18 protein-coding genes are annotated in these 18,275 nt (G+C 48.0%); 17 read left to right on the top strand and 1 reads right to left on the bottom strand.

Annotated elements, in window-relative coordinates; genetic code table 11:
- The first annotated feature begins 57 nt into the window (after nucleotides 1–57).
- The 16 genes from mnmE (at nucleotide 58) to ACQUQM_RS18800 (ending at nucleotide 15,880) form a co-directional block, all read left to right on the top strand.
- Nucleotides 58–1,425 carry a tRNA uridine-5-carboxymethylaminomethyl(34) synthesis GTPase MnmE gene (gene mnmE / locus ACQUQM_RS18875; protein ID WP_432471423.1) on the top strand — a complete coding sequence of 456 codons (1,368 nt, stop codon included), beginning with the start codon at nucleotides 58–60 and terminating at the stop codon, nucleotides 1,423–1,425.
- A gap of 211 nt (nucleotides 1,426–1,636) precedes the next feature.
- On the top strand, nucleotides 1,637–2,722 hold the full coding sequence (locus ACQUQM_RS18870) for a DUF4172 domain-containing protein (protein ID WP_432471422.1): 1,086 nt from the start codon (nucleotides 1,637–1,639) through the stop codon (nucleotides 2,720–2,722).
- A gap of 16 nt (nucleotides 2,723–2,738) precedes the next feature.
- Complete coding sequence (gene trxC, locus ACQUQM_RS18865) at nucleotides 2,739–3,176, top strand: thioredoxin TrxC (RefSeq protein ID WP_432471421.1); 438 nt, start codon at nucleotides 2,739–2,741, stop codon at nucleotides 3,174–3,176.
- A gap of 1,256 nt (nucleotides 3,177–4,432) precedes the next feature.
- The gene (gene mnmG, locus ACQUQM_RS18860; protein ID WP_432471420.1) at nucleotides 4,433–6,322 is read left to right on the top strand and encodes a tRNA uridine-5-carboxymethylaminomethyl(34) synthesis enzyme MnmG; all 1,890 of its coding nucleotides are present in this window, start codon (nucleotides 4,433–4,435) and stop codon (nucleotides 6,320–6,322) included.
- Nucleotides 6,322–6,951 carry a 16S rRNA (guanine(527)-N(7))-methyltransferase RsmG gene (rsmG, locus tag ACQUQM_RS18855; protein WP_432471419.1) on the top strand — a complete coding sequence of 210 codons (630 nt, stop codon included), beginning with the start codon at nucleotides 6,322–6,324 and terminating at the stop codon, nucleotides 6,949–6,951. Before mnmG ends, rsmG begins: the two co-directional genes overlap by 1 nt.
- Nucleotides 6,952–6,953: 2 nt before the next feature.
- A complete protein-coding gene (locus ACQUQM_RS18850) occupies nucleotides 6,954–7,754 on the top strand; it encodes a ParA family protein (RefSeq protein ID WP_432471418.1) in 801 nt (266 codons plus the stop codon).
- 3 nt (nucleotides 7,755–7,757) lie between these two features.
- Nucleotides 7,758–8,636: a ParB/RepB/Spo0J family partition protein gene (locus ACQUQM_RS18845; protein WP_432471417.1), complete on the top strand. Its 879-nt coding sequence runs from the start codon at nucleotides 7,758–7,760 to the stop codon at nucleotides 8,634–8,636.
- Between the two features lie 207 nt (nucleotides 8,637–8,843).
- Nucleotides 8,844–9,257, top strand: coding sequence for an ATP synthase subunit I (locus ACQUQM_RS18840; protein WP_432471416.1), 414 nt, complete (start codon nucleotides 8,844–8,846; stop codon nucleotides 9,255–9,257).
- A 15-nt stretch (nucleotides 9,258–9,272) separates the two neighbouring features.
- Nucleotides 9,273–10,115, top strand: a complete 843-nt coding sequence (gene atpB / locus ACQUQM_RS18835) for a F0F1 ATP synthase subunit A (protein WP_432471415.1) — start codon at nucleotides 9,273–9,275, stop codon at nucleotides 10,113–10,115.
- A gap of 87 nt (nucleotides 10,116–10,202) precedes the next feature.
- Entirely contained in the window at nucleotides 10,203–10,427 is a 225-nt protein-coding gene (gene atpE / locus ACQUQM_RS18830; protein WP_425424959.1) for a F0F1 ATP synthase subunit C, read from the top strand.
- 63 nt (nucleotides 10,428–10,490) lie between these two features.
- Entirely contained in the window at nucleotides 10,491–10,961 is a 471-nt protein-coding gene (locus ACQUQM_RS18825; protein ID WP_432471414.1) for a F0F1 ATP synthase subunit B, read from the top strand.
- A gap of 12 nt (nucleotides 10,962–10,973) precedes the next feature.
- Complete coding sequence (locus tag ACQUQM_RS18820; RefSeq protein WP_432471413.1) at nucleotides 10,974–11,510, top strand: F0F1 ATP synthase subunit delta; 537 nt, start codon at nucleotides 10,974–10,976, stop codon at nucleotides 11,508–11,510.
- A gap of 15 nt (nucleotides 11,511–11,525) precedes the next feature.
- The gene (atpA, locus tag ACQUQM_RS18815) at nucleotides 11,526–13,070 is read left to right on the top strand and encodes a F0F1 ATP synthase subunit alpha (protein ID WP_432471412.1); all 1,545 of its coding nucleotides are present in this window, start codon (nucleotides 11,526–11,528) and stop codon (nucleotides 13,068–13,070) included.
- Between the two features lie 73 nt (nucleotides 13,071–13,143).
- The gene (atpG, locus tag ACQUQM_RS18810; RefSeq protein ID WP_432471411.1) at nucleotides 13,144–14,007 is read left to right on the top strand and encodes a F0F1 ATP synthase subunit gamma; all 864 of its coding nucleotides are present in this window, start codon (nucleotides 13,144–13,146) and stop codon (nucleotides 14,005–14,007) included.
- 37 nt (nucleotides 14,008–14,044) lie between these two features.
- Nucleotides 14,045–15,421 carry a F0F1 ATP synthase subunit beta gene (atpD, locus tag ACQUQM_RS18805; protein ID WP_432471410.1) on the top strand — a complete coding sequence of 459 codons (1,377 nt, stop codon included), beginning with the start codon at nucleotides 14,045–14,047 and terminating at the stop codon, nucleotides 15,419–15,421.
- 33 nt (nucleotides 15,422–15,454) lie between these two features.
- Nucleotides 15,455–15,880 carry a F0F1 ATP synthase subunit epsilon gene (locus ACQUQM_RS18800; protein ID WP_432471409.1) on the top strand — a complete coding sequence of 142 codons (426 nt, stop codon included), beginning with the start codon at nucleotides 15,455–15,457 and terminating at the stop codon, nucleotides 15,878–15,880.
- A gap of 138 nt (nucleotides 15,881–16,018) precedes the next feature.
- On the opposite strand, the gene ACQUQM_RS18795 is transcribed toward ACQUQM_RS18800, so the two are convergent.
- The gene (locus tag ACQUQM_RS18795) at nucleotides 16,019–16,759 is read right to left on the bottom strand and encodes a TrmB family transcriptional regulator (RefSeq protein WP_432471408.1); all 741 of its coding nucleotides are present in this window, start codon (nucleotides 16,757–16,759) and stop codon (nucleotides 16,019–16,021) included.
- A 143-nt stretch (nucleotides 16,760–16,902) separates the two neighbouring features.
- Here ACQUQM_RS18795 and glmU point away from each other — a divergent pair, with 143 nt between their 5' ends.
- Nucleotides 16,903–18,270 (top strand): bifunctional UDP-N-acetylglucosamine diphosphorylase/glucosamine-1-phosphate N-acetyltransferase GlmU, encoded by a 1,368-nt coding sequence (glmU, locus tag ACQUQM_RS18790; RefSeq protein ID WP_432471406.1) that lies wholly within the window; start codon nucleotides 16,903–16,905, stop codon nucleotides 18,268–18,270.
- Nucleotides 18,271–18,275 lie beyond the last annotated feature (5 nt).

Below are 18,275 nucleotides of genomic sequence, written 5' to 3'. Positions count from 1 at the left end.
TATGAGGCCTTTTTTAATATACTTAGAATCTTAGTTTTTCCGTGCAGAGAGGCCATTATGTCATTAACAGATCAGGATACTATTGCAGCCCAGGCGACCCCACCGGGTCGGGGTGGCGTGGGTATTGTGCGGGTTTCTGGCAAACTCTCAGCAGCGATTGCTGAACAGGTACTGGGCTTTGTGCCGAAAGCTCGCTTCGCCCACTACGGGCCTTTCCTCGACGCTCAGAAAAACCAACTGGATCAGGGTATAGCACTGTATTTCCCAGGACCCAACTCCTTTACCGGAGAAGATGTTCTGGAATTGCAAGGCCATGGTGGTCCTATCATTATGGATTTCATCCTGCGCAGAGTCGTTGAATGCGGCGCCCGCCTGGCCAATCCCGGTGAGTTCTCTGAACGCGCCTTTCTCAATGATAAACTTGACCTGACTCAGGCCGAGGCGATTGCCGATCTGATCGATTCCAGCTCTGAGCAGGCTGCCCGCTGTGCTTTGAAATCTCTTCAGGGTGCTTTTTCCGAGCGGGTTCATCAGCTTGTAGAGTCGCTGACCCAGCTACGAATCTACGTTGAAGCTGCTATCGACTTTCCGGAAGAGGAGATCGACTTCCTGGCGGATGGTAAAGTTGCCGGAGATCTGCAGCTGATTATCGATCAACTCGGGGAAGTTAAACAGGAAGCCAGGCAGGGCTCCCTGATCCGTGAAGGGATGAATGTGGTTATTGCCGGCAGACCAAACGCTGGCAAATCCAGCTTGCTTAACGCCCTGGCTGGAAAAGAATCCGCAATAGTTACAGATATTGCAGGTACTACCAGGGATGTTTTACGTGAGCATATACATATCGATGGTATGCCCCTGCATATCATCGATACAGCTGGCCTGCGTGATGCACCGGATGAAGTGGAACGCATCGGTATCAGCCGGGCATGGGAAGAAATTCAAAAAGCCGACAGAGTACTGTTGATGGTCGATGGGACGACCACCGCAACCGATGATCCGGAGCAGATCTGGCCAGAATTCGTTAGTAAACTGGATGATAAAAGTAAGATCACGGTGATTCGTAATAAATGTGACCTTACCACTGAGACACCTGAGATTGGTGAACATGATGGCCACACCCTGATTTCACTCTCAGCTAAAGCGAATGTCGGTGTGGATAACCTCAGGCAACACCTTAAAGATTGCATGGGCTTTGCCAATACCACGGAAGGCGGCTTCCTCGCACGTCGACGGCATATAGATGCCCTCAACCGGTCCGAAAGCCTGCTGTTAACTGGCCAGGAGCAACTCATCTACGGTGCTGCCGGAGAGCTGTTGGCGGAAGATCTGCGTCAGGCCCAGCAATCACTCAGCGAGATCACCGGAGAGTTCAGCTCAGACGATCTTTTGGGTCGGATCTTCAGCTCTTTCTGTATCGGCAAGTAAAAATCTATCCTTCCAATCCAGCTAAAGGTTTTAAACCTTTAGCTGGATTCACCAAAGCATTCCCCTTCAAAGCCACTCAAAAACCTATATTACTGTTTTAAAACGGTATAATTTTAACTGCACAGTATACGGCTTGCCAAGTGAGTCGATAAACAATAATATTCCAATCACCAAATGAGTCGATTAATATTTGTGAAGCTGCAATCAAACCATGAAAGATTCTGTTTACCGAATATGGAAACACCCAAACTGGCCGCAATTAGAGTGGCGGGAAGACCAGTTCATCCAGGCAATACGAACTATCCATTTCAAACAGGGGCTACTGGTCGGCAAAGCCTGCACTGCAACTGGAAAAATAGATACGCAAGTAAAGCTCAGCGGATTGCTTAGCAATATTGAACAGTTAATCGATACGGTAAAAACAGATACCGAAACGACAGCAATTGGTAATTCCTTAGCCAGACAACTTGGGATAAAGATCAGCGCTGAAGCAACCCTCTCTGAACATTCAGAAAACATAGCTAAAGCCGTAGTCGACGCAGTTATCAACATTGAACCAGAACTGTCGCTGGAGCGTATACTCGAATGGCAACAGAACCTGCTATCGGAAAGCGAAACCGACTTAAGAAAAACAAAGCAGAATAACGATGCTCCTAACCAGGTCATACTTGAGCTTTGCGGATTTGTTGACTGGTTTAATAGCTCCAGACATCAAAAAAACCTCGATCCGCTAGTTCGCGCAGCAGTCAGCCATTTTCATTTCAGCTGTGTGCAACCATTCGCATCAAACAACGCAATGCTTACCCGGTTTCTTACAGACCACGCACTGGCACAGGCGGAACCAAACAGCATACCGTTATACTCTCTATCTGAAAGCCTGCTAGGCGATAATGAAAATTACCGAAAACAGATACAACAGGGCATACAAGGCGATCTGGATATAACCTTGTGGATAAGCTACTTTCTTTATCAGCTGGAGCTTAGCCTGGACCGGGCGATATCCGAGCAAAGCCATAATCAATCGGTACTAGAGTTCTGGCAACGCCACTCAGATTCAGGGCTACTCACTGAACAGGTAAATATACTGCACTACCTGCTAGACAATATAAAACTATCCACAACAATCAATGCCACTGAGTACCAACGGCTCACAGCAGTCAGTAAAGCAACCGCAACCCGACACCTCGCGGATCTGGTGCAAAAAAACTGCATCGAAAAACTGCCCGGCGGCGGGCGTAGCACCTGCTATAGAATAATACTTGTGGGTAACCTATTTTCTAAACCAGCCTCTACATAAATACCGGAACCCTGATATGTCAATTAACGTTAGTTGTCCCCATTGTAATGTTACAAATAAGTTACCAGAGCCCCGTCTGGCTGACGGACCTAAGTGTGGAAAATGTAAGCAATTACTGTTTCAAGGAAGCAGCATCGACATCAACGCCGCTAATTTCACTTCGCTGATTCAGCGCAACGATATCCCGGTACTTGTCGACTGCTGGGCCAGCTGGTGTGGTCCTTGCCAACAATTCGCTCCCACCTTTGCTCAGGCAGCGCAAGTATTTGAACCAAAGCTGCGTCTGGCCAAACTCAACACCGAAACAGAACAAGCTATTGCCGCTAAATGGAACATCCGATCAATACCTACCCTGATCCTGTTTCGCCAAGGTAAAGAAATTGCACGAACCAGCGGCGCATTGCCACTGCCCCAACTTAAGCAATGGCTAAGCCAACAGGGAGTCGAGATCTGATTGTTATCCCTGCTGTGGGTAAATCACTCAATCTAATGAAGTTACCTATCTATATTTGAGTTATTCACAACAATAAATCGATTACCTAAATTCTTGCAGATACCCTAGATTATCTGATCTAGCATAGAAGTTCTGACCAAGACAATACGGCGCGAGTAATGTTAGGTAACAAGTGATCACGCTCTCCTTAGCCTGAAGGACAAGCCGTTGATAGTCTGGGAATAATCTGTGCATAAGGCTATGAACAATATTGACTGGCGGGCGTTTACTCAATCATCAGTTAACACTGCTGCGCAATATAAAGTAGCGTTAACAGTCAAAACCTTCGCACAAGTTATAGTCCGAACCACCATCTAACAGCAACGCCGTTCAATCCGAGTAAACAAGGCATCACTTACTCAATTTAGCTCTCCACTGAATGTCTCTAGAACGACAAGGATACTCTGATCGCGATGAAATCCTTTATAACTCATGATTGAGCATAAGCAGTGTGCAAATTCAGCAGTTGGAAATCGACAAACTAATCAAGATCATGATCTGATGCTAAGTATGATTTGATAACTGCAGAGAGATAACAAACGACGCTATGCTGATACCACGTTATCCAACAACCACTCCCTGGCCTGGATGCCAAAGTCTGTAGATTGAGATTGCCGAGCTGCTTGCTAAACAAGAGGGGATAAAACAGCCAGTGTCGAGCTGAACTAATCAATTTTAGGATCACATCGACTTCGTTCAGCCCAAGCAGAAATATTTTTGCATAAAAATAGCAGCAATCAGATGTAATTTTTCACGAATGGCCAGATTAACGGTGCTATTTCATCCAAGTTACCCACTATAAGCTGTTAGTAAACTGTATAACCAGGCATGAATAACCGGTTGGTACTGCTGTGAGTAACTACCCCTGTGGAAAACCGCCCCCTTTATACACAGCTATCTGACGGCTTATTAAATGCTTAAACGCAGTTAAATCACAAGGTTTGAGCCATTCTAAAGCACTGTTTCTATTGTGTTTTATAAGGTTAGACACAGAAAACGTCCTGCCTATTAATAACAACCATAATAAAAAGATCTTTATATACTTAAACTACTTATATTATTTAAAAGAAAGATCGTTAATCAGTGATCATTTTTTGGCCATTTCTAATTTACGGACATAGGTTTATACTTAGCTTCCTTTTCAAAGAGCCATTAAACGACCTCGTCATCTGCACAGGTATCGGCTCGCTTTAACCGTAAGAATATGAGGTTGTTAAGTGGACTATCCTGACCACTTTGATGTGATTGTTATTGGTGGAGGTCATGCCGGAACTGAAGCAGCTCTGGCGGCAGCCCGAACAGGTGTAAAAACACTACTGTTAACACACAACATTGAAACTCTGGGACAGATGTCCTGCAATCCGGCAATCGGGGGCATAGGTAAAAGCCATCTGGTCAAGGAGATCGATGCACTCGATGGTGCAATGGCTGTCGCTACCGATCACTCAGGAATTCAGTTCAGAACCCTGAATTCACGTAAAGGACCTGCGGTTCGTGCAACCCGGGCTCAGGCTGATCGTATTCTGTATAAAGCATCAATTCGAACGATACTTGAGAACCAGCCTAATCTGCAGATTTTCCAGCAATCAGCCGATGATCTGATAGTTGAAGGTGAAACAGTAAAGGGCGTGATTACTCAATCTGGTCTTCGCTTTACAGCAAATAACGTTGTGCTGACAGTAGGTACTTTCCTCGGCGGAAAAATTCATATCGGTATGGATAATTATTCTGGCGGTCGTGCTGGTGATCCACCTTCAATCGCCCTGGCAGACCGTTTACGAGAGCTACCATTACGAGTCGACAGACTGAAAACAGGCACCCCTCCGCGAATTGATGCACGTAGCGTTGATTTCAGCGTGATGCAGGAGCAACCAGGGGACATGCCAACACCGGTTATGTCGTTTATGGGATCGTTAGCCGATCACCCACGGCAGATCAGTTGTTATATAACTCATACCAATGAGCGCACCCATGAAATTCTGCGCTCCGGACTTGATCGTTCGCCCTTGTATACCGGGGTTATCGATGGCGTTGGTCCACGCTACTGCCCATCGGTAGAAGACAAGATCATGCGCTTTGCGGATAAGACCAGCCATCAGGTGTTTGTTGAGCCGGAAGGTCTGACTACCCATGAACTATATCCAAATGGTATTTCAACCAGTTTGCCATTTGATATCCAGTTGGCGGCGGTACGATCAATCAAAGGCTTTGAAAATGCCCATATCACCCGCCCTGGATATGCCATCGAGTATGATTACTTTAATCCACAGGATCTGAAGCATACCCTGGAAACCAAGGTTATTAACGGCCTCTATTTTGCTGGCCAGATAAACGGTACAACCGGTTATGAAGAGGCGGGAGCGCAGGGGCTGCTGGCCGGTGTTAACGCGGCATTGCGGGCTCAGGATAAAGAGCAGTGGTATCCACGACGGGATGAAGCTTATTTAGGTGTATTGGTTGATGACCTGATTACCCTGGGTACTTCAGAACCTTACCGAATGTTTACCAGTCGTGCAGAGTATCGGTTAATCCTGCGCGAAGATAACGCCGACCTGAGACTCACGGAAAAAGGGCGGGAGCTTGGTTTGGTCAGCGATCAGCGTTGGCAGCGTTTCTGTGAAAAGCGGGAAGCGATTGAACAGGAAAATCAGCGTCTTAAAGAAACCTGGATTCAGCCTGGTACAGCTGAGGGTGATTCGCTTAACGCGAAGTTACAACAGCCGATCAGCCGTGAATATAATTTGCAGGATCTGGTTAAGCGCCCGGAACTGAAATACAGTGATGTCGCCAGCCTGAAAGGTGAAGCAGTCAGTGATCCTCAAGTGGCTGAACAAGTAGAGATCCAGATTAAATATTCCGGATACATCGATCGTCAGAAAGACGATATTGAAAAAGTTCGGCGTCAGGAGAATACTCCGCTACCTGAAAATTTTGATTATGATAGCGTCGGTGGTTTATCCAACGAACTGAAATCTAAGCTGGAAGATGTTCGCCCAACCAGTATTGCTCAGGCTTCCCGGATTCAGGGCATGACGCCGGCGGCAATCTCTTTACTGCTGGTGCATCTCAAGAAACAACAACTGATGCGTAAAAAGGCGAACGGTTAATGGAACAGCAATATCGAGATCTGCTGGTAAAACAAAGCCGCCAGATGAAGCTTGAGCTCAGCGAACAGCAGTTGGATAAGCTCATGCAATACCACGCACTCCTGGTGAAGTGGAACAAAGCGTTCAACCTGACAGCGGTGAGATCACCCTTAGATATGGTAACCCGGCATTTGACCGATAGCCTCAGCGTTCTGCCTCATATCAATGTTGAGCGTCTGATCGATGTGGGTAGTGGTCCTGGATTACCAGGTATTCCACTAGCTATTTGCCGGCCGGATCTGCCGATAACTCTACTTGATAGCAACATTAAAAAAAGCCGTTTTCAGTTCCAGGCTAAGGCTGAACTTGGCCTGGACAATGTTGAAGTTATCCATGAAAGGGTAGAAAAGTTTATCCCGGAACAGCGTTTTGATGGCGTCATATCAAGGGCATTTGCTTCACTGCAGGATATGCTTCACTGGACTGAACACTTATGCTCAGAGCAGGGTGTATTTCTTGCGATGAAAGGCATGTATCCTGCTGATGAGATTGAACAATTACCCGAACAGATAGAATTGCGCCAGAGTATCCGGCTAGATGTGCCGGACACTGAAGGCGAACGGCATTTGCTGATTTTAGGGAGAACCTGAACGTGGCCAAAATTTTAACCATTACCAATCAGAAGGGTGGTGTAGGTAAGACAACAACCTGCGTCAACCTGGCAGCATCGCTGGCGGCAACCAAAAAGCGTGTTCTGATGCTTGATATGGATCCCCAGGGCAATGCCACAATGGGTAGTGGTGTGGATAAGCACCAGCTGAACAATTCTGTCTATGAAGTACTTACCGGTGACGCCACGATAGAAGAGTCTATCATCCATAACAGTCCTGCAGGTTACGATCTGGTTGGCTCCAATGGTGATCTGACCGCAGCAGAAGTCGAGTTACTACAGATGCCCCGGCGTGAATTCCGGATGAAGATGGCACTGGAAACGGTTAGAGAAAACTACGATTTTGTACTTATCGACAATCCACCTTCGCTTAACTTACTAACAGTTAATGCATTGGCTGCTTCTTGTGGCGTGATCATACCGATGCAGTGTGAATACTATGCCCTGGAGGGGATCAGTGCCCTGATAGGCACTATTAACAAGATCAATAAACGACTCAATCCAAACTTGAAGATCGAAGGTATTCTGCGGACTATGTTTGATCCGAGAATGAGTCTGACCAAGGATGTATCCAACCACCTGGTTGAATATTTCGGCGACCAGGTTTACCGCACGGTAATCCCACGCAATGTTCGTTTGGCAGAAGCGCCAAGTCATGGCCTGCCAGCAATTATGTACGATAAAAATTCACGCGGATCAGTGGCCTACCTGGCACTGGCCGGAGAGCTGATCCGTAAGACGGATCAGGACCAAAAACAGGCACAACAGGAACAGGAAGGCTGATCAATGGCGGCTAAGAAGCGAGGCTTAGGGCGCGGACTGGATGCGCTGCTATCCACCACTACAAATTTTGAAGAGGAAGTTGTTGCGCAGGCAACGAACGATGGTAGTGGCTACCGGATGATGGCGGTTGATCAAATTCAGCGCGGGAAATACCAACCGCGTAGGGATCTGGAGCCCCAGGCCCTGGAAGAACTGGCTAACTCGATCCGTGCACAAGGCGTGATGCAACCGATCGTAATTCGCCCGGTATCTGATAATTTCTATGAAATTATTGCTGGTGAGCGGCGCTGGCGTGCCAGCCAGATGGCCGGACTGGATGAAGTACCGGCAGTTATACGTGATGTGCCTGATGAACAGGCTATTGCGATGGCGCTGATCGAGAATATTCAGCGCGAAAACCTGAATTCAATGGAAGAAGCGATCGCTCTGGATCGTCTGAAGACAGAATTTGAACTGACCCAGCAGGAAGTAGCTGATGCGGTGGGTAAATCCCGTTCTGCAATCACCAACCTGTTGCGATTGATGAATCTGACCGACGAAGTAAAGCGGATGCTGGAATACGGTGACCTGGAAATGGGTCATGCCCGTGCCTTGCTGGGTATGGAAGGTGAAGAGCAGGTTGCAGCAGCAAAAGAAGTAGTCGGAAAGAATCTTTCCGTACGTCAGACTGAAGATCTGGTGCGTAAGCTGCAGCAGAAGAAAAATGAACCCGCAAAAGTGGTTAAGAAACCTGATCCACTGCTGAAAGACCTGTCAGATAACTTGTCCCAGCGGTTAAACAGTAAAGTGAGTATCAGTGAAAATGCCACCGGCAAAGGCAAAATAACCATCGCCTATGAAAACCGGGAGAAGTTTGAAGCGATTCTGCAGCTCATACAATAAATAGTGTTTTGTGTGCTGCAGCAATACAAGATATACCTATACTAGGGTATTTACTTACTTCTTCCAGTTGGTCCATGTACGACAATAGTGCAAAAGCTTGTGAATCTTATTGATGCAAGTGCACGAAATCCCTATAATGCGCAGGCTGTTCTGAGGCGTGCTGACGTTTTTGAGCTTCGAATTAGGGGATTAGAGGTTATTTGCAATATGACAAACGAGCACCAGAAGCTTGGAGTTCATGCTCGTATTGCACGACAGCAATTTCATAAAGTCTTTCTAATTCAAGCGGTTAGCGTGTTTCTGATTGCAGGAGTATTACTTCTGCATAATTGGGTGACGGCTTACTCTGCCTTGTTTGGCGGACTAATTTATCTACTTCCCAATTATGTTTTTGCCCGAAAAGCGTTAGCAGTTCAGGCAAAGAATACTCCCGGTGCTGTGATTCGACAGCTGTATGCGAGTGAAATATGGAAAATGATGATTACCGTACTGCTTTTTGCGGCGGTGTTTATCCTGATTCAACCACTGAATCCATTTTCCTTATTTTGCACTTATGTATGGCTCCAGCTGACCGCTTTTGTGGTCCAGATGAAGCTGAATAACAGATTCCTAAAACTTTAAACGAGAGAGATGATAATGGCTGGAGAAATGACTTCCTCAAGCTATATATCCCACCACCTGACGAATTGGACGTTAGGCATGCACCCTGAAAATGGTCTGAGCTTCGCTAAGACCACTCAGGAAGCGGCAGAGATGGGATTTTGGGCTATTCACGTTGACACAATGATGTGGTCAGTTTTACTGGGCTGCTTGTTTATCTGGTTCTTCCGCAAAGTTGCGGTCAGTGCAACCTCCGGTGTGCCGGGCAGTTCGCAGAACTTTGTTGAGACGATCATTGAGTTTGTCGAAGACAATGTCAGCAGCATATTTCATCACAAGAATGCGTTGATAGCGCCCCTGGCACTGACTATCTTTGTCTGGGTCTTCCTGATGAACACTATGGACCTGATCCCGGTTGACTGGATTCCGTTCATTACGCAGAAGATTGGTGAAGCGTTCGGCGCTGATCCGCATCACGTGTATATGAAGGTCGTACCAACCACCGATATCAACGCAACACTGGGTATGGCAATTTCTGTATTCGGTCTGATTCTTTTCTACAGCATCAAGATGAAAGGTCTTGGTGGATTCCTGGGTGAGCTGGCGTTCCAGCCACTGGGTAAGTGGATGCTACCGTTTAACCTGTTCCTGGAAATCGTAGGCCTGCTGGCTAAGCCAGTATCTCTGGCGCTGCGACTGTTCGGTAACATGTATGCAGGTGAGATGATCTTTATTTTGATCGCTCTGCTGCCGTTCTGGGCGCAATGGTTACTGTCTGTGCCTTGGGCGATATTCCATATTCTGGTAATTACACTGCAGGCTTTCATCTTCATGGTACTGACAATTGTCTATCTGGCCATGGCGCATGAAGACCACTAAGTGGTTGTAATACCGAATAACTAATTAAAACAGTTTCAAATTTAACTTTAACTTTAGCAATTAAATATCGGAGAAAAACTGATGGAAATGGCATTGCTGTACATCGCTGGTGCACTGATGATGGGTCTGGGTGCTGTAGGCGCCGCTGTAGGTATCGGTATCCTGGGTGGCAAGTTCCTGGAAGGAGCTGCACGTCAGCCTGAACTGATCCCTCTGCTGCGTACGCAGTTCTTCATCGTAATGGGTCTGGTTGATGCCGTACCTATGATCGGTGTTGGTCTGGGTCTGTACGTACTGTTCGCTGTTGCTTAAGTAGAGCTACATACGATCCCTTATGGGTAACTACTTTTTAAGACAACCGCGAGAGGTAATGGCGTGAATATAAACCTAACCATTATTGGTCAGGCTATTGCATTTGCCTTCTTCGTTGTATTTTGTATGAAATACGTTTGGCCACCAATTACTGGTGCGCTGGCGGAACGTAAGAAGAAAATTGCAGAAGGTCTGGACGCTGCTGACCGTGCTCAACGTGATCTGGAACTGGCTCAGGAAAAAGCCATGTCCGATATGCGTAAAAGCAAAGAAGAAGCAGCCGCCATCATTGAACAGGCTAATAAGCGAGCTAACCAGATCGTTGACGAAGCTAAAGACAAGGCACGCGATGAGGCAGACCGCCTTAAAGTAGCCGCGCAAGCTGAAATCGATCAGGAAGCTAACCGTGCGAAAGAAACTCTTCGTGCAGAAGTTGCTGCTTTGGCAGTAGCCGGTGCTGAAAAGATTCTGGAAGCGTCTGTAGACGAAAGCGCGCATGCACAGCTTGTTGAAAAACTAGCTGCTGAGCTTTAAGCGAGGTTTACGATGGCTGAACTCAATACAGTTGCTCGGCCTTATACCAAAGCCGCTTTCGAGCACGCTGTCGATAAGGGCAACCTGGACCAGTGGTCTGAAATGCTGACAACTGCTGCGGCAGTCTCTCAGCATGAGACGATGAATCTGGTTCTGGGTAACCCTGGTCTGACCAGCGAGCAGAAAGCACAGGCAATGATCTCCGTCTGCGAAGAGCAGATGGATGACTCCGCCCAGAACTTTATTGTTCTGCTGGCAGAAAACCAGCGTCTGGCTTTGTTACCAAAGATCTCTGAACAGTTCGAACAGTTGAAAGCGAGTCAGCAGAAATCTGTTGATGTAAACGTTACAACTGCCTTTGATCTGGGCGAGCAGCAGCAACAAAAATTAACTCAGGCACTTAGCTCTAAGCTGGGCCGCGAAGTGAGTCTGACTGCCGAAATAGACAAGTCTATTATCGGTGGCGTGATCGTTCGAACCGAAGATATGGTTATCGACGGCTCAATTCGTGCTCGACTGGCAAAGCTGGCCGAAGCAATGAATTCCTGAGTGTGAGGATTAAACATGCAGCAACTGAATCCATCTGAGATCAGCGAGATTCTGAAGAGCCGCATCGAGAAACTTGATGTCTCTTCCGAAGCACGTAATGAAGGTACTATCGTCAGCGTTTCTGACGGTATCATCCTGATTCACGGTCTTGCTGACGTAATGTACGGGGAAATGATTGAATTCCCTGGCGGTATCTACGGTATGGCGCTTAACCTTGAGCGTGACTCTGTAGGTGCTGTAGTACTGGGTGACTATCAGGGTCTGGTAGAAGGTATGACCGCGCGTTGTACTGGCCGTATCCTGGAAGTACCTGTTGGTCCGGAACTGCAGGGTCGTGTAGTAGACGCCCTGGGTAACCCGATCGACGGTAAAGGCCCAATTGAAACAAAACTGACTGACGCTGTTGAGAAGGTTGCACCTGGTGTAATCGAGCGTCAATCAGTAGATCAGCCAGTTCAGACTGGTCTGAAATCTATCGATGCCATGGTGCCAATCGGCCGTGGTCAGCGTGAGCTGATCATCGGTGACCGTCAGATTGGTAAATCTGCGATCGCGATTGACGCTATCATCAACCAGAAAGGTACCGGCGTTAAATGTATCTACGTAGCAATCGGACAGAAACAGTCCACCATTGCCAACGTAGTACGTAAGCTGGAAGAGCACGGCGCGATGGAGCACACCATCGTAGTAGCTGCCGGTGCATCAGATCCTGCAGCGATGCAGTTCCTGGCGCCTTATGCTGGTTGTTCTATGGGCGAGTATTACCGTGACCGCGGTGAAGACGCTCTGATCGTATACGATGACCTGACTAAGCAGGCTTGGGCCTACCGTCAGATCTCCCTGTTGCTGCGCCGCCCACCGGGCCGTGAAGCATACCCAGGTGACGTATTCTATCTTCACTCGCGTCTGCTGGAACGTGCTGCGCGCGTTAACGCTGACTACGTTGAGAAGTATACTAACGGTGAAGTTAAGGGCCAGACTGGTTCCCTGACTGCATTGCCAGTAATCGAAACTCAGGGTGGTGACGTATCCGCATTCGTACCAACCAACGTTATCTCCATCACCGATGGTCAGATCTTCCTGGAAGCGGACCTGTTTAACTCAGGTATCCGTCCGGCGATCAACGCTGGTCTGTCTGTATCCCGTGTAGGTGGTGCAGCTCAGACTAAGATCATCAAGAAACTTGGTGGTGGTGTACGTCTGGCTCTGGCTCAGTACCGTGAACTGGCGGCATTCGCTCAGTTTGCATCTGACCTGGACGATGCGACACGTGCTCAGCTTGAGCATGGTCAGCGCGTAACCGAGCTGATGAAGCAGAAGCAGTACTCCCCGATGTCCGTAGGTGACATGGGTCTGAGTCTGTACGCTGCAAACGAAGGCTTCCTGAACGATATCGACCTGAGCAAGATCCTTGATTTCGAAGCTGCACTGATCTCTTTCTTCAACAGCGAATACGCTGACCTGATGGCTAAGATCAATGACAGCGGTGCTTATAACGACGAAATCTCTGCTCAGTTCAAGGCTGGTATCGAAAAGTTCAAATCTACCCAAACTTGGTAATAACTCGTAAGAGTGGGGGTCTGCATACACGCTATGCAGACCTGAACTAAGTAAAGGTTTAATAGGTGGAACTATGGCAGCCGGAAAAGAGATAAAGACGCAGATAGCCAGTATTCAGGGCACACGTAAGATTACCAGCGCCATGGAAATGGTAGCTGCATCTAAAATGCGTAAAGCTCAGGATCGCATGCAGGAAAGCCGTCCTTACGCCCGGAGTATCCGTGGCGTAATTCAGCACCTGGCGAAGTCCAATCCTGAATATAAGCATCTGTATCTGCAACAGCGCGAAGTAAAGCGTGTCGGTTTCATTGTTGTAGCAACTGACCGCGGTCTCTGCGGTGGCTTGAACATTAATGCGTTCAAAGCAGCGATTGCCAAGATGAAAGAGTTTGGTGACCAGAATATCCAAATCGATATCTGTGCACTGGGTTCTAAGTCGGTAACCTTCTTTAAGACGTTCGGCGGTAACGTGACCGCAGCGAAAACTGGTTTAGGCGATAAGCCTGAAGCGGCGGAGCTGATCGGTACCGTTAAAGTAATGCTGGATGCTTATGACGAAGGCGCGCTGGATCAGCTGTTTGTGGTATCTAACGAATTCGTTAATACCATGACACAGCAGCCACAAGTAGAGCAGATTCTTCCGCTGAAAGCAGAAGACGATGATGACCGTCTTAACCATCACTGGGATTACATCTACGAGCCAGATGCAAAAGAGCTGTTGAACGGCTTACTGGTTCGCTACATTGAATCCCTCGTCTATCAGGCGGTGGTTGAGAACAATGCCTGTGAACAGGCAGCACGAATGCTGGCGATGAAGAATGCAACTGACAACGCCGGCGATCTGATCGATGAGCTGCAGATGATTTACAACAAGGCTCGTCAGGCTGCGATCACTCAGGAAATTTCTGAGATCGTTAGTGGTGCTGCTGCTGTATAAGGCAGTTAACAGGTTTAAATGTTAAGAGGATCCGAACATGAGTAGCGGACGTATTGTTCAGATCATCGGCGCAGTAGTCGACGTGGAATTTCCACGTGACAGTGTACCGAAGATCTATGACGCACTGACGGTTGATAAAGCCGGTCTGACACTTGAAGTTCAGCAGCAGCTGGGCGACGGTGTTGTACGTGCAATCGCTATGGGTCAGACCGAAGGCGTTAGCCGCGGTCTGGACGTAGTAAACACTGGTGCGCCAGTTTCTGTACCTGTAGGTACAGCAACTCTGGGTCGTATCATGGATGTATTGGGTAACCCAATCGACGAGTGTGGCCCAATTGGTGAAGAAGAGCGTATGCCTATTCACCGTGCTGCACCTTCTTATGCTGATCAGGCGGCTTCTAACGAGCTGCTGGAAACCGGCATCAAGGTAATCGATCTGGTATGCCCATTCGCGAAGGGTGGTAAAGTTGGTCTGTTTGGTGGTGCCGGTGTAGGTAAAACCGTAAACATGATGGAACTGATCCGTAACATCGCGATCGAGCACTCTGGCTACTCCGTATTCGCGGGTGTAGGTGAGCGTACTCGTGAAGGTAACGACTTCTACTACGAGATGAAAGAATCCAACGTATTGGATAAAGTATCTCTGGTATACGGTCAGATGAATGAGCCTCCGGGTAACCGTCTGCGTGTAGCGCTGACTGGCCTGACGATGGCTGAGAAATTCCGTGACGAAGGTCGTGACGTACTGTTGTTCGTTGACAACATCTACCGTTACACACTGGCAGGAACAGAAGTATCTGCACTGCTGGGTCGTATGCCTTCTGCGGTAGGTTACCAGCCTACACTGGCTGAAGAGATGGGTGTTCTGCAAGAGCGTATCACCTCTACTAAGACTGGTTCCATCACGTCCATCCAGGCGGTATACGTACCGGCGGATGACTTGACTGACCCATCTCCTGCGACAACCTTCTCGCACCTTGACGCAACAGTTGTACTGTCTCGTCAGATCGCCGAGCTGGGTATCTACCCTGCGGTAGATCCACTGGATTCCACCTCTCGTCAGCTGGATCCACTGGTAATCGGTCAGGAGCATTACGATATTGCACGTCAGGTTCAGGGTGTACTGCAGCGCTATAAAGAGCTGAAAGACATCATTGCGATCCTGGGTATGGACGAGCTGTCTGAAGAAGACAAGCAAGTTGTTACACGTGCTCGTAAGATCCAGCGATTCCTGTCTCAGCCATTCTTCGTAGCTGAAGTATTCACCGGTTCTCCAGGTAAGTACGTATCTCTGAAAGACACCATCAGCGGCTTCAAGGGCATCCTTGAAGGCGATTATGATGAGCTGCCAGAGCAAGCGTTCTACATGGTTGGCGGTATCGAAGAAGCGGTTGAAAAAGCTAAGAGCATGTAATTGCGCTTAGTTAACCTTTAAAAGGATAACAACATGGCTATGACTGTTCATTGTGACATCGTAAGTGCTGAAGAAGAGATATTCTCTGGTCTTATCGAGTTCGTTTCAGTGACAGGTAGCCTGGGTGATCTGGGTATTTACCCGGGTCACGCTCCGCTTCTGTCGGAACTGAAACCAGGTCCTGTAGAGCTTAAGAAACAGGGTGGTGAGCAGGAGATTTTCTACGTTTCTGGCGGCTTCATTGAAGTACAGCCGCACAAAGTGTCAGTCCTAGCGGACGTTGCACTGCGTGCCGGCGACATCAATGAAGCAGCTGCAGAAGAAGCGAAGAGACATGCTGAACAAGCGATGGCTGATCAGAGCAGCGAACTGGATTATTCCCGTGCGACTGCTCAGCTGGCCGAAGCTGCAGCTCAACTGCGTACTATTCAGCAGATTCGTAAGAAGATGGGTAAATAACCCAGCCTTACTGAATTGCTACTCGAATAAAAACAGCCTCCGGGCTGTTTTTTTTTGCCAGGAAAAAGTGTTATCTGAGTGCTTTTTCTAGCAACTAGCAACTAGCAGCTGAGCTGGCTCAACGATCTAGCCACTGTCTTATAACAGCCCCCACAAGGTATCGAAAATGATCTTCTGCGCCGCTGCAACCTCCTGAGATTCGATTACAACGGCGGTAGGGTAGTTAGTCGAGGCAAGGGAGATAATCGCGCATTTAGGCGGGTAGACGGCTATATAGGCTGCATCGACTTTTCCTTCAGTCTTTATCCATTTACGGGCACTCAGCTCGGCATCTTCACCACCGTCGCCGATAGCAATTACATTGACCTCAATGCCTTTTGCAATTCGCTGAGCGGTGAAGTTGGGGAAGGGGCGGTAGAGGTGTTCCCGGATAGGCTTGGACGAAAAAACCGAATAGCTTCTGTTATCTTGCTGGGCAACTGTATTCAGAATATCCCGCAAAACCAGCTCAATTCCACTATCACCTTCGTAATAGCTGACATTGGCCGTGTTGAAGTCCGGCATCAGGTGATGCATATCAGGGATCACTTTGGTTTTCAGCTGATCGATCGCCTGATCAAGTGATTCCCTGCGATCTTCGGCCAGCTGAAGCAGGATATCCGGCTCTCTGGCGGTGAACAAACGGCGCTTTCCTTTAGGCAGATAGGTGACAATTCCTTTCTGCTGCATCTGTTTCAGCAGCTCATAGGTCGTGCCCCGGTTTATGCCTGCTTTTTCGGCAACAGTGCGTATTGCACTTGGCCCTAAAGATAGTAGCGAGCGGTAAATTTGTATCTCACGGCGACTCAGATCGAGTAGCCCATAAATTTCTTCATTCATTTTGTCAATTTTTCTCTGACAATTAATATTGCATCTGCTTACAGATCGATTAAAGTTGGTCCAAAATCGTAGTTATGTCAATACAAAACAGTCAACAGGAATTGACCTGACTTTAATTTCGATACTCCAAGGATGCCGCAAAGTTGAACCATCTCGATATAGTTATTCTCGCTGCCGGACAGGGCAGCCGTATGAAATCCTCTCTGCCTAAAGTGCTTCATACCATCGGCGGTAAGCCGATGTTGCAGCATGTTATTGATGCTGCTTCGGAAATGGGCGATAACCAGGTTCACGTAGTGATCGGACACGGAGCCGAAAAAGTAGAAGCTAAGCTGGCGGGTCAGGGGGTTAAATTTGCCCAGCAGGCTGAACAGTTAGGTACCGGTCATGCGGTAGCCCAGGCGATGCCTCAGGTTGCGAATGATGGTGTAGTTTTAGTGCTCTACGGTGATGTACCGTTGACCAGAACCGAGACGATGGCTGATCTTGTTAAAATCGCTGAGCAGGGTGATTTTGGCTTGCTAACGGTGAATCTTGATAATCCGACGGGTTATGGTCGGATCGTTCGTGATGATGCCAGCAATGTTGTGGCAATTGTTGAGCAGAAAGATGCTAATCCTGAGCAACTGGCAATATCTGAAGTGAATACCGGAATACTGGCAGTACCTGCGGCGCTGTTGAACCAGTGGATTCCTGAATTGTCTTCGAATAATGCCCAGGGCGAATATTACCTGACTGACATTATAGCTATGGCGGCAACTCAGGGTATACGGATTCAGGCGATTCAACCGCAGACCGAACAGGAAGTTCAAGGCGTTAATAATCGTATGCAACAGGCCGAACTTGAGCGTTGGTATCAACTGCGCCAGGCTGAAGCGCTGATGCTGGAAGGTGTCACTTTGGCGGATCCTGCACGTATCGATATTCGTGGTGAGGTAACGGCAGGTCATGATGTAGCGATCGACATCAATGTTATTCTGCAAGGTCAGGTAAGTATCGGTGATAACGTTACTATCGAAGCTAACTGCATCATCAAAGACTCTGTTATTGGTTCTGGTTCGCATATTAAAGCCAACTCGATGCTGGAGCAGGCAGAACTGACGGGAAACTGTGAAGTAGGACCTTTTGCCCGTCTCCGTCCTGGTAGCAAGCTTGCCAATAAAGCTAAAGTCGGTAATTTTGTCGAAACCAAGAAAGCGAATATTGGTGAGGGCAGCAAGGTTAACCACCTGACCTATATCGGTGATGCCGAAATCGGTATCGGGGTGAACGTTGGTGCCGGTACTATTACCTGTAATTATGATGGCGTGAACAAATCAAAAACCGAGATTGGTGATGGTGCCTTCATTGGTTCAAATAGTTCTCTGGTGGCCCCTGTAAAAGTTGGCGCGGGTGCAACTGTGGGCGCGGGTTCGACTATTACTAAAGATATCGAAGCGGATCAGCTGGCGGTAACCCGGGCGAAACAGGTTAATCTGAAGAGCTGGCAGCGTCCGGTTAAGAAATCATAAGGGAA

It is taken from the genome of Amphritea sp. HPY (assembly GCF_050870985.1).
Lineage (GTDB): Bacteria > Pseudomonadota > Gammaproteobacteria > Pseudomonadales > Balneatricaceae > Amphritea.
This window is presented reverse-complemented; position numbering and strand designations above follow the sequence as displayed.

Excerpts from the sequence above, each read along its gene's own strand:
- ACQUQM_RS18840 (WP_432471416.1), top strand. The coding sequence starts at position 8,844 with ATGACAAACGAGCACCAGAAGCTTGGAGTTCATGCTCGTATTGCACGA.
- ACQUQM_RS18820 (WP_432471413.1), top strand. The coding sequence starts at position 10,974 with ATGGCTGAACTCAATACAGTTGCTCGGCCTTATACCAAAGCCGCTTTC.
- trxC (WP_432471421.1), top strand. The coding sequence starts at position 2,739 with ATGTCAATTAACGTTAGTTGTCCCCATTGTAATGTTACAAATAAGTTA.
- ACQUQM_RS18800 (WP_432471409.1), top strand. The coding sequence starts at position 15,455 with ATGGCTATGACTGTTCATTGTGACATCGTAAGTGCTGAAGAAGAGATA.
- mnmE (WP_432471423.1), top strand. The coding sequence starts at position 58 with ATGTCATTAACAGATCAGGATACTATTGCAGCCCAGGCGACCCCACCG.
- rsmG (WP_432471419.1), top strand. The coding sequence starts at position 6,322 with ATGGAACAGCAATATCGAGATCTGCTGGTAAAACAAAGCCGCCAGATG.
- atpD (WP_432471410.1), top strand. The coding sequence starts at position 14,045 with ATGAGTAGCGGACGTATTGTTCAGATCATCGGCGCAGTAGTCGACGTG.
- ACQUQM_RS18795 (WP_432471408.1), bottom strand. The coding sequence starts at position 16,759 with ATGAATGAAGAAATTTATGGGCTACTCGATCTGAGTCGCCGTGAGATA.
- ACQUQM_RS18870 (WP_432471422.1), top strand. The coding sequence starts at position 1,637 with ATGAAAGATTCTGTTTACCGAATATGGAAACACCCAAACTGGCCGCAA.
- atpA (WP_432471412.1), top strand. The coding sequence starts at position 11,526 with ATGCAGCAACTGAATCCATCTGAGATCAGCGAGATTCTGAAGAGCCGC.
- atpB (WP_432471415.1), top strand. The coding sequence starts at position 9,273 with ATGGCTGGAGAAATGACTTCCTCAAGCTATATATCCCACCACCTGACG.
- atpE (WP_425424959.1), top strand. The coding sequence starts at position 10,203 with ATGGCATTGCTGTACATCGCTGGTGCACTGATGATGGGTCTGGGTGCT.
- ACQUQM_RS18845 (WP_432471417.1), top strand. The coding sequence starts at position 7,758 with ATGGCGGCTAAGAAGCGAGGCTTAGGGCGCGGACTGGATGCGCTGCTA.
- atpG (WP_432471411.1), top strand. The coding sequence starts at position 13,144 with ATGGCAGCCGGAAAAGAGATAAAGACGCAGATAGCCAGTATTCAGGGC.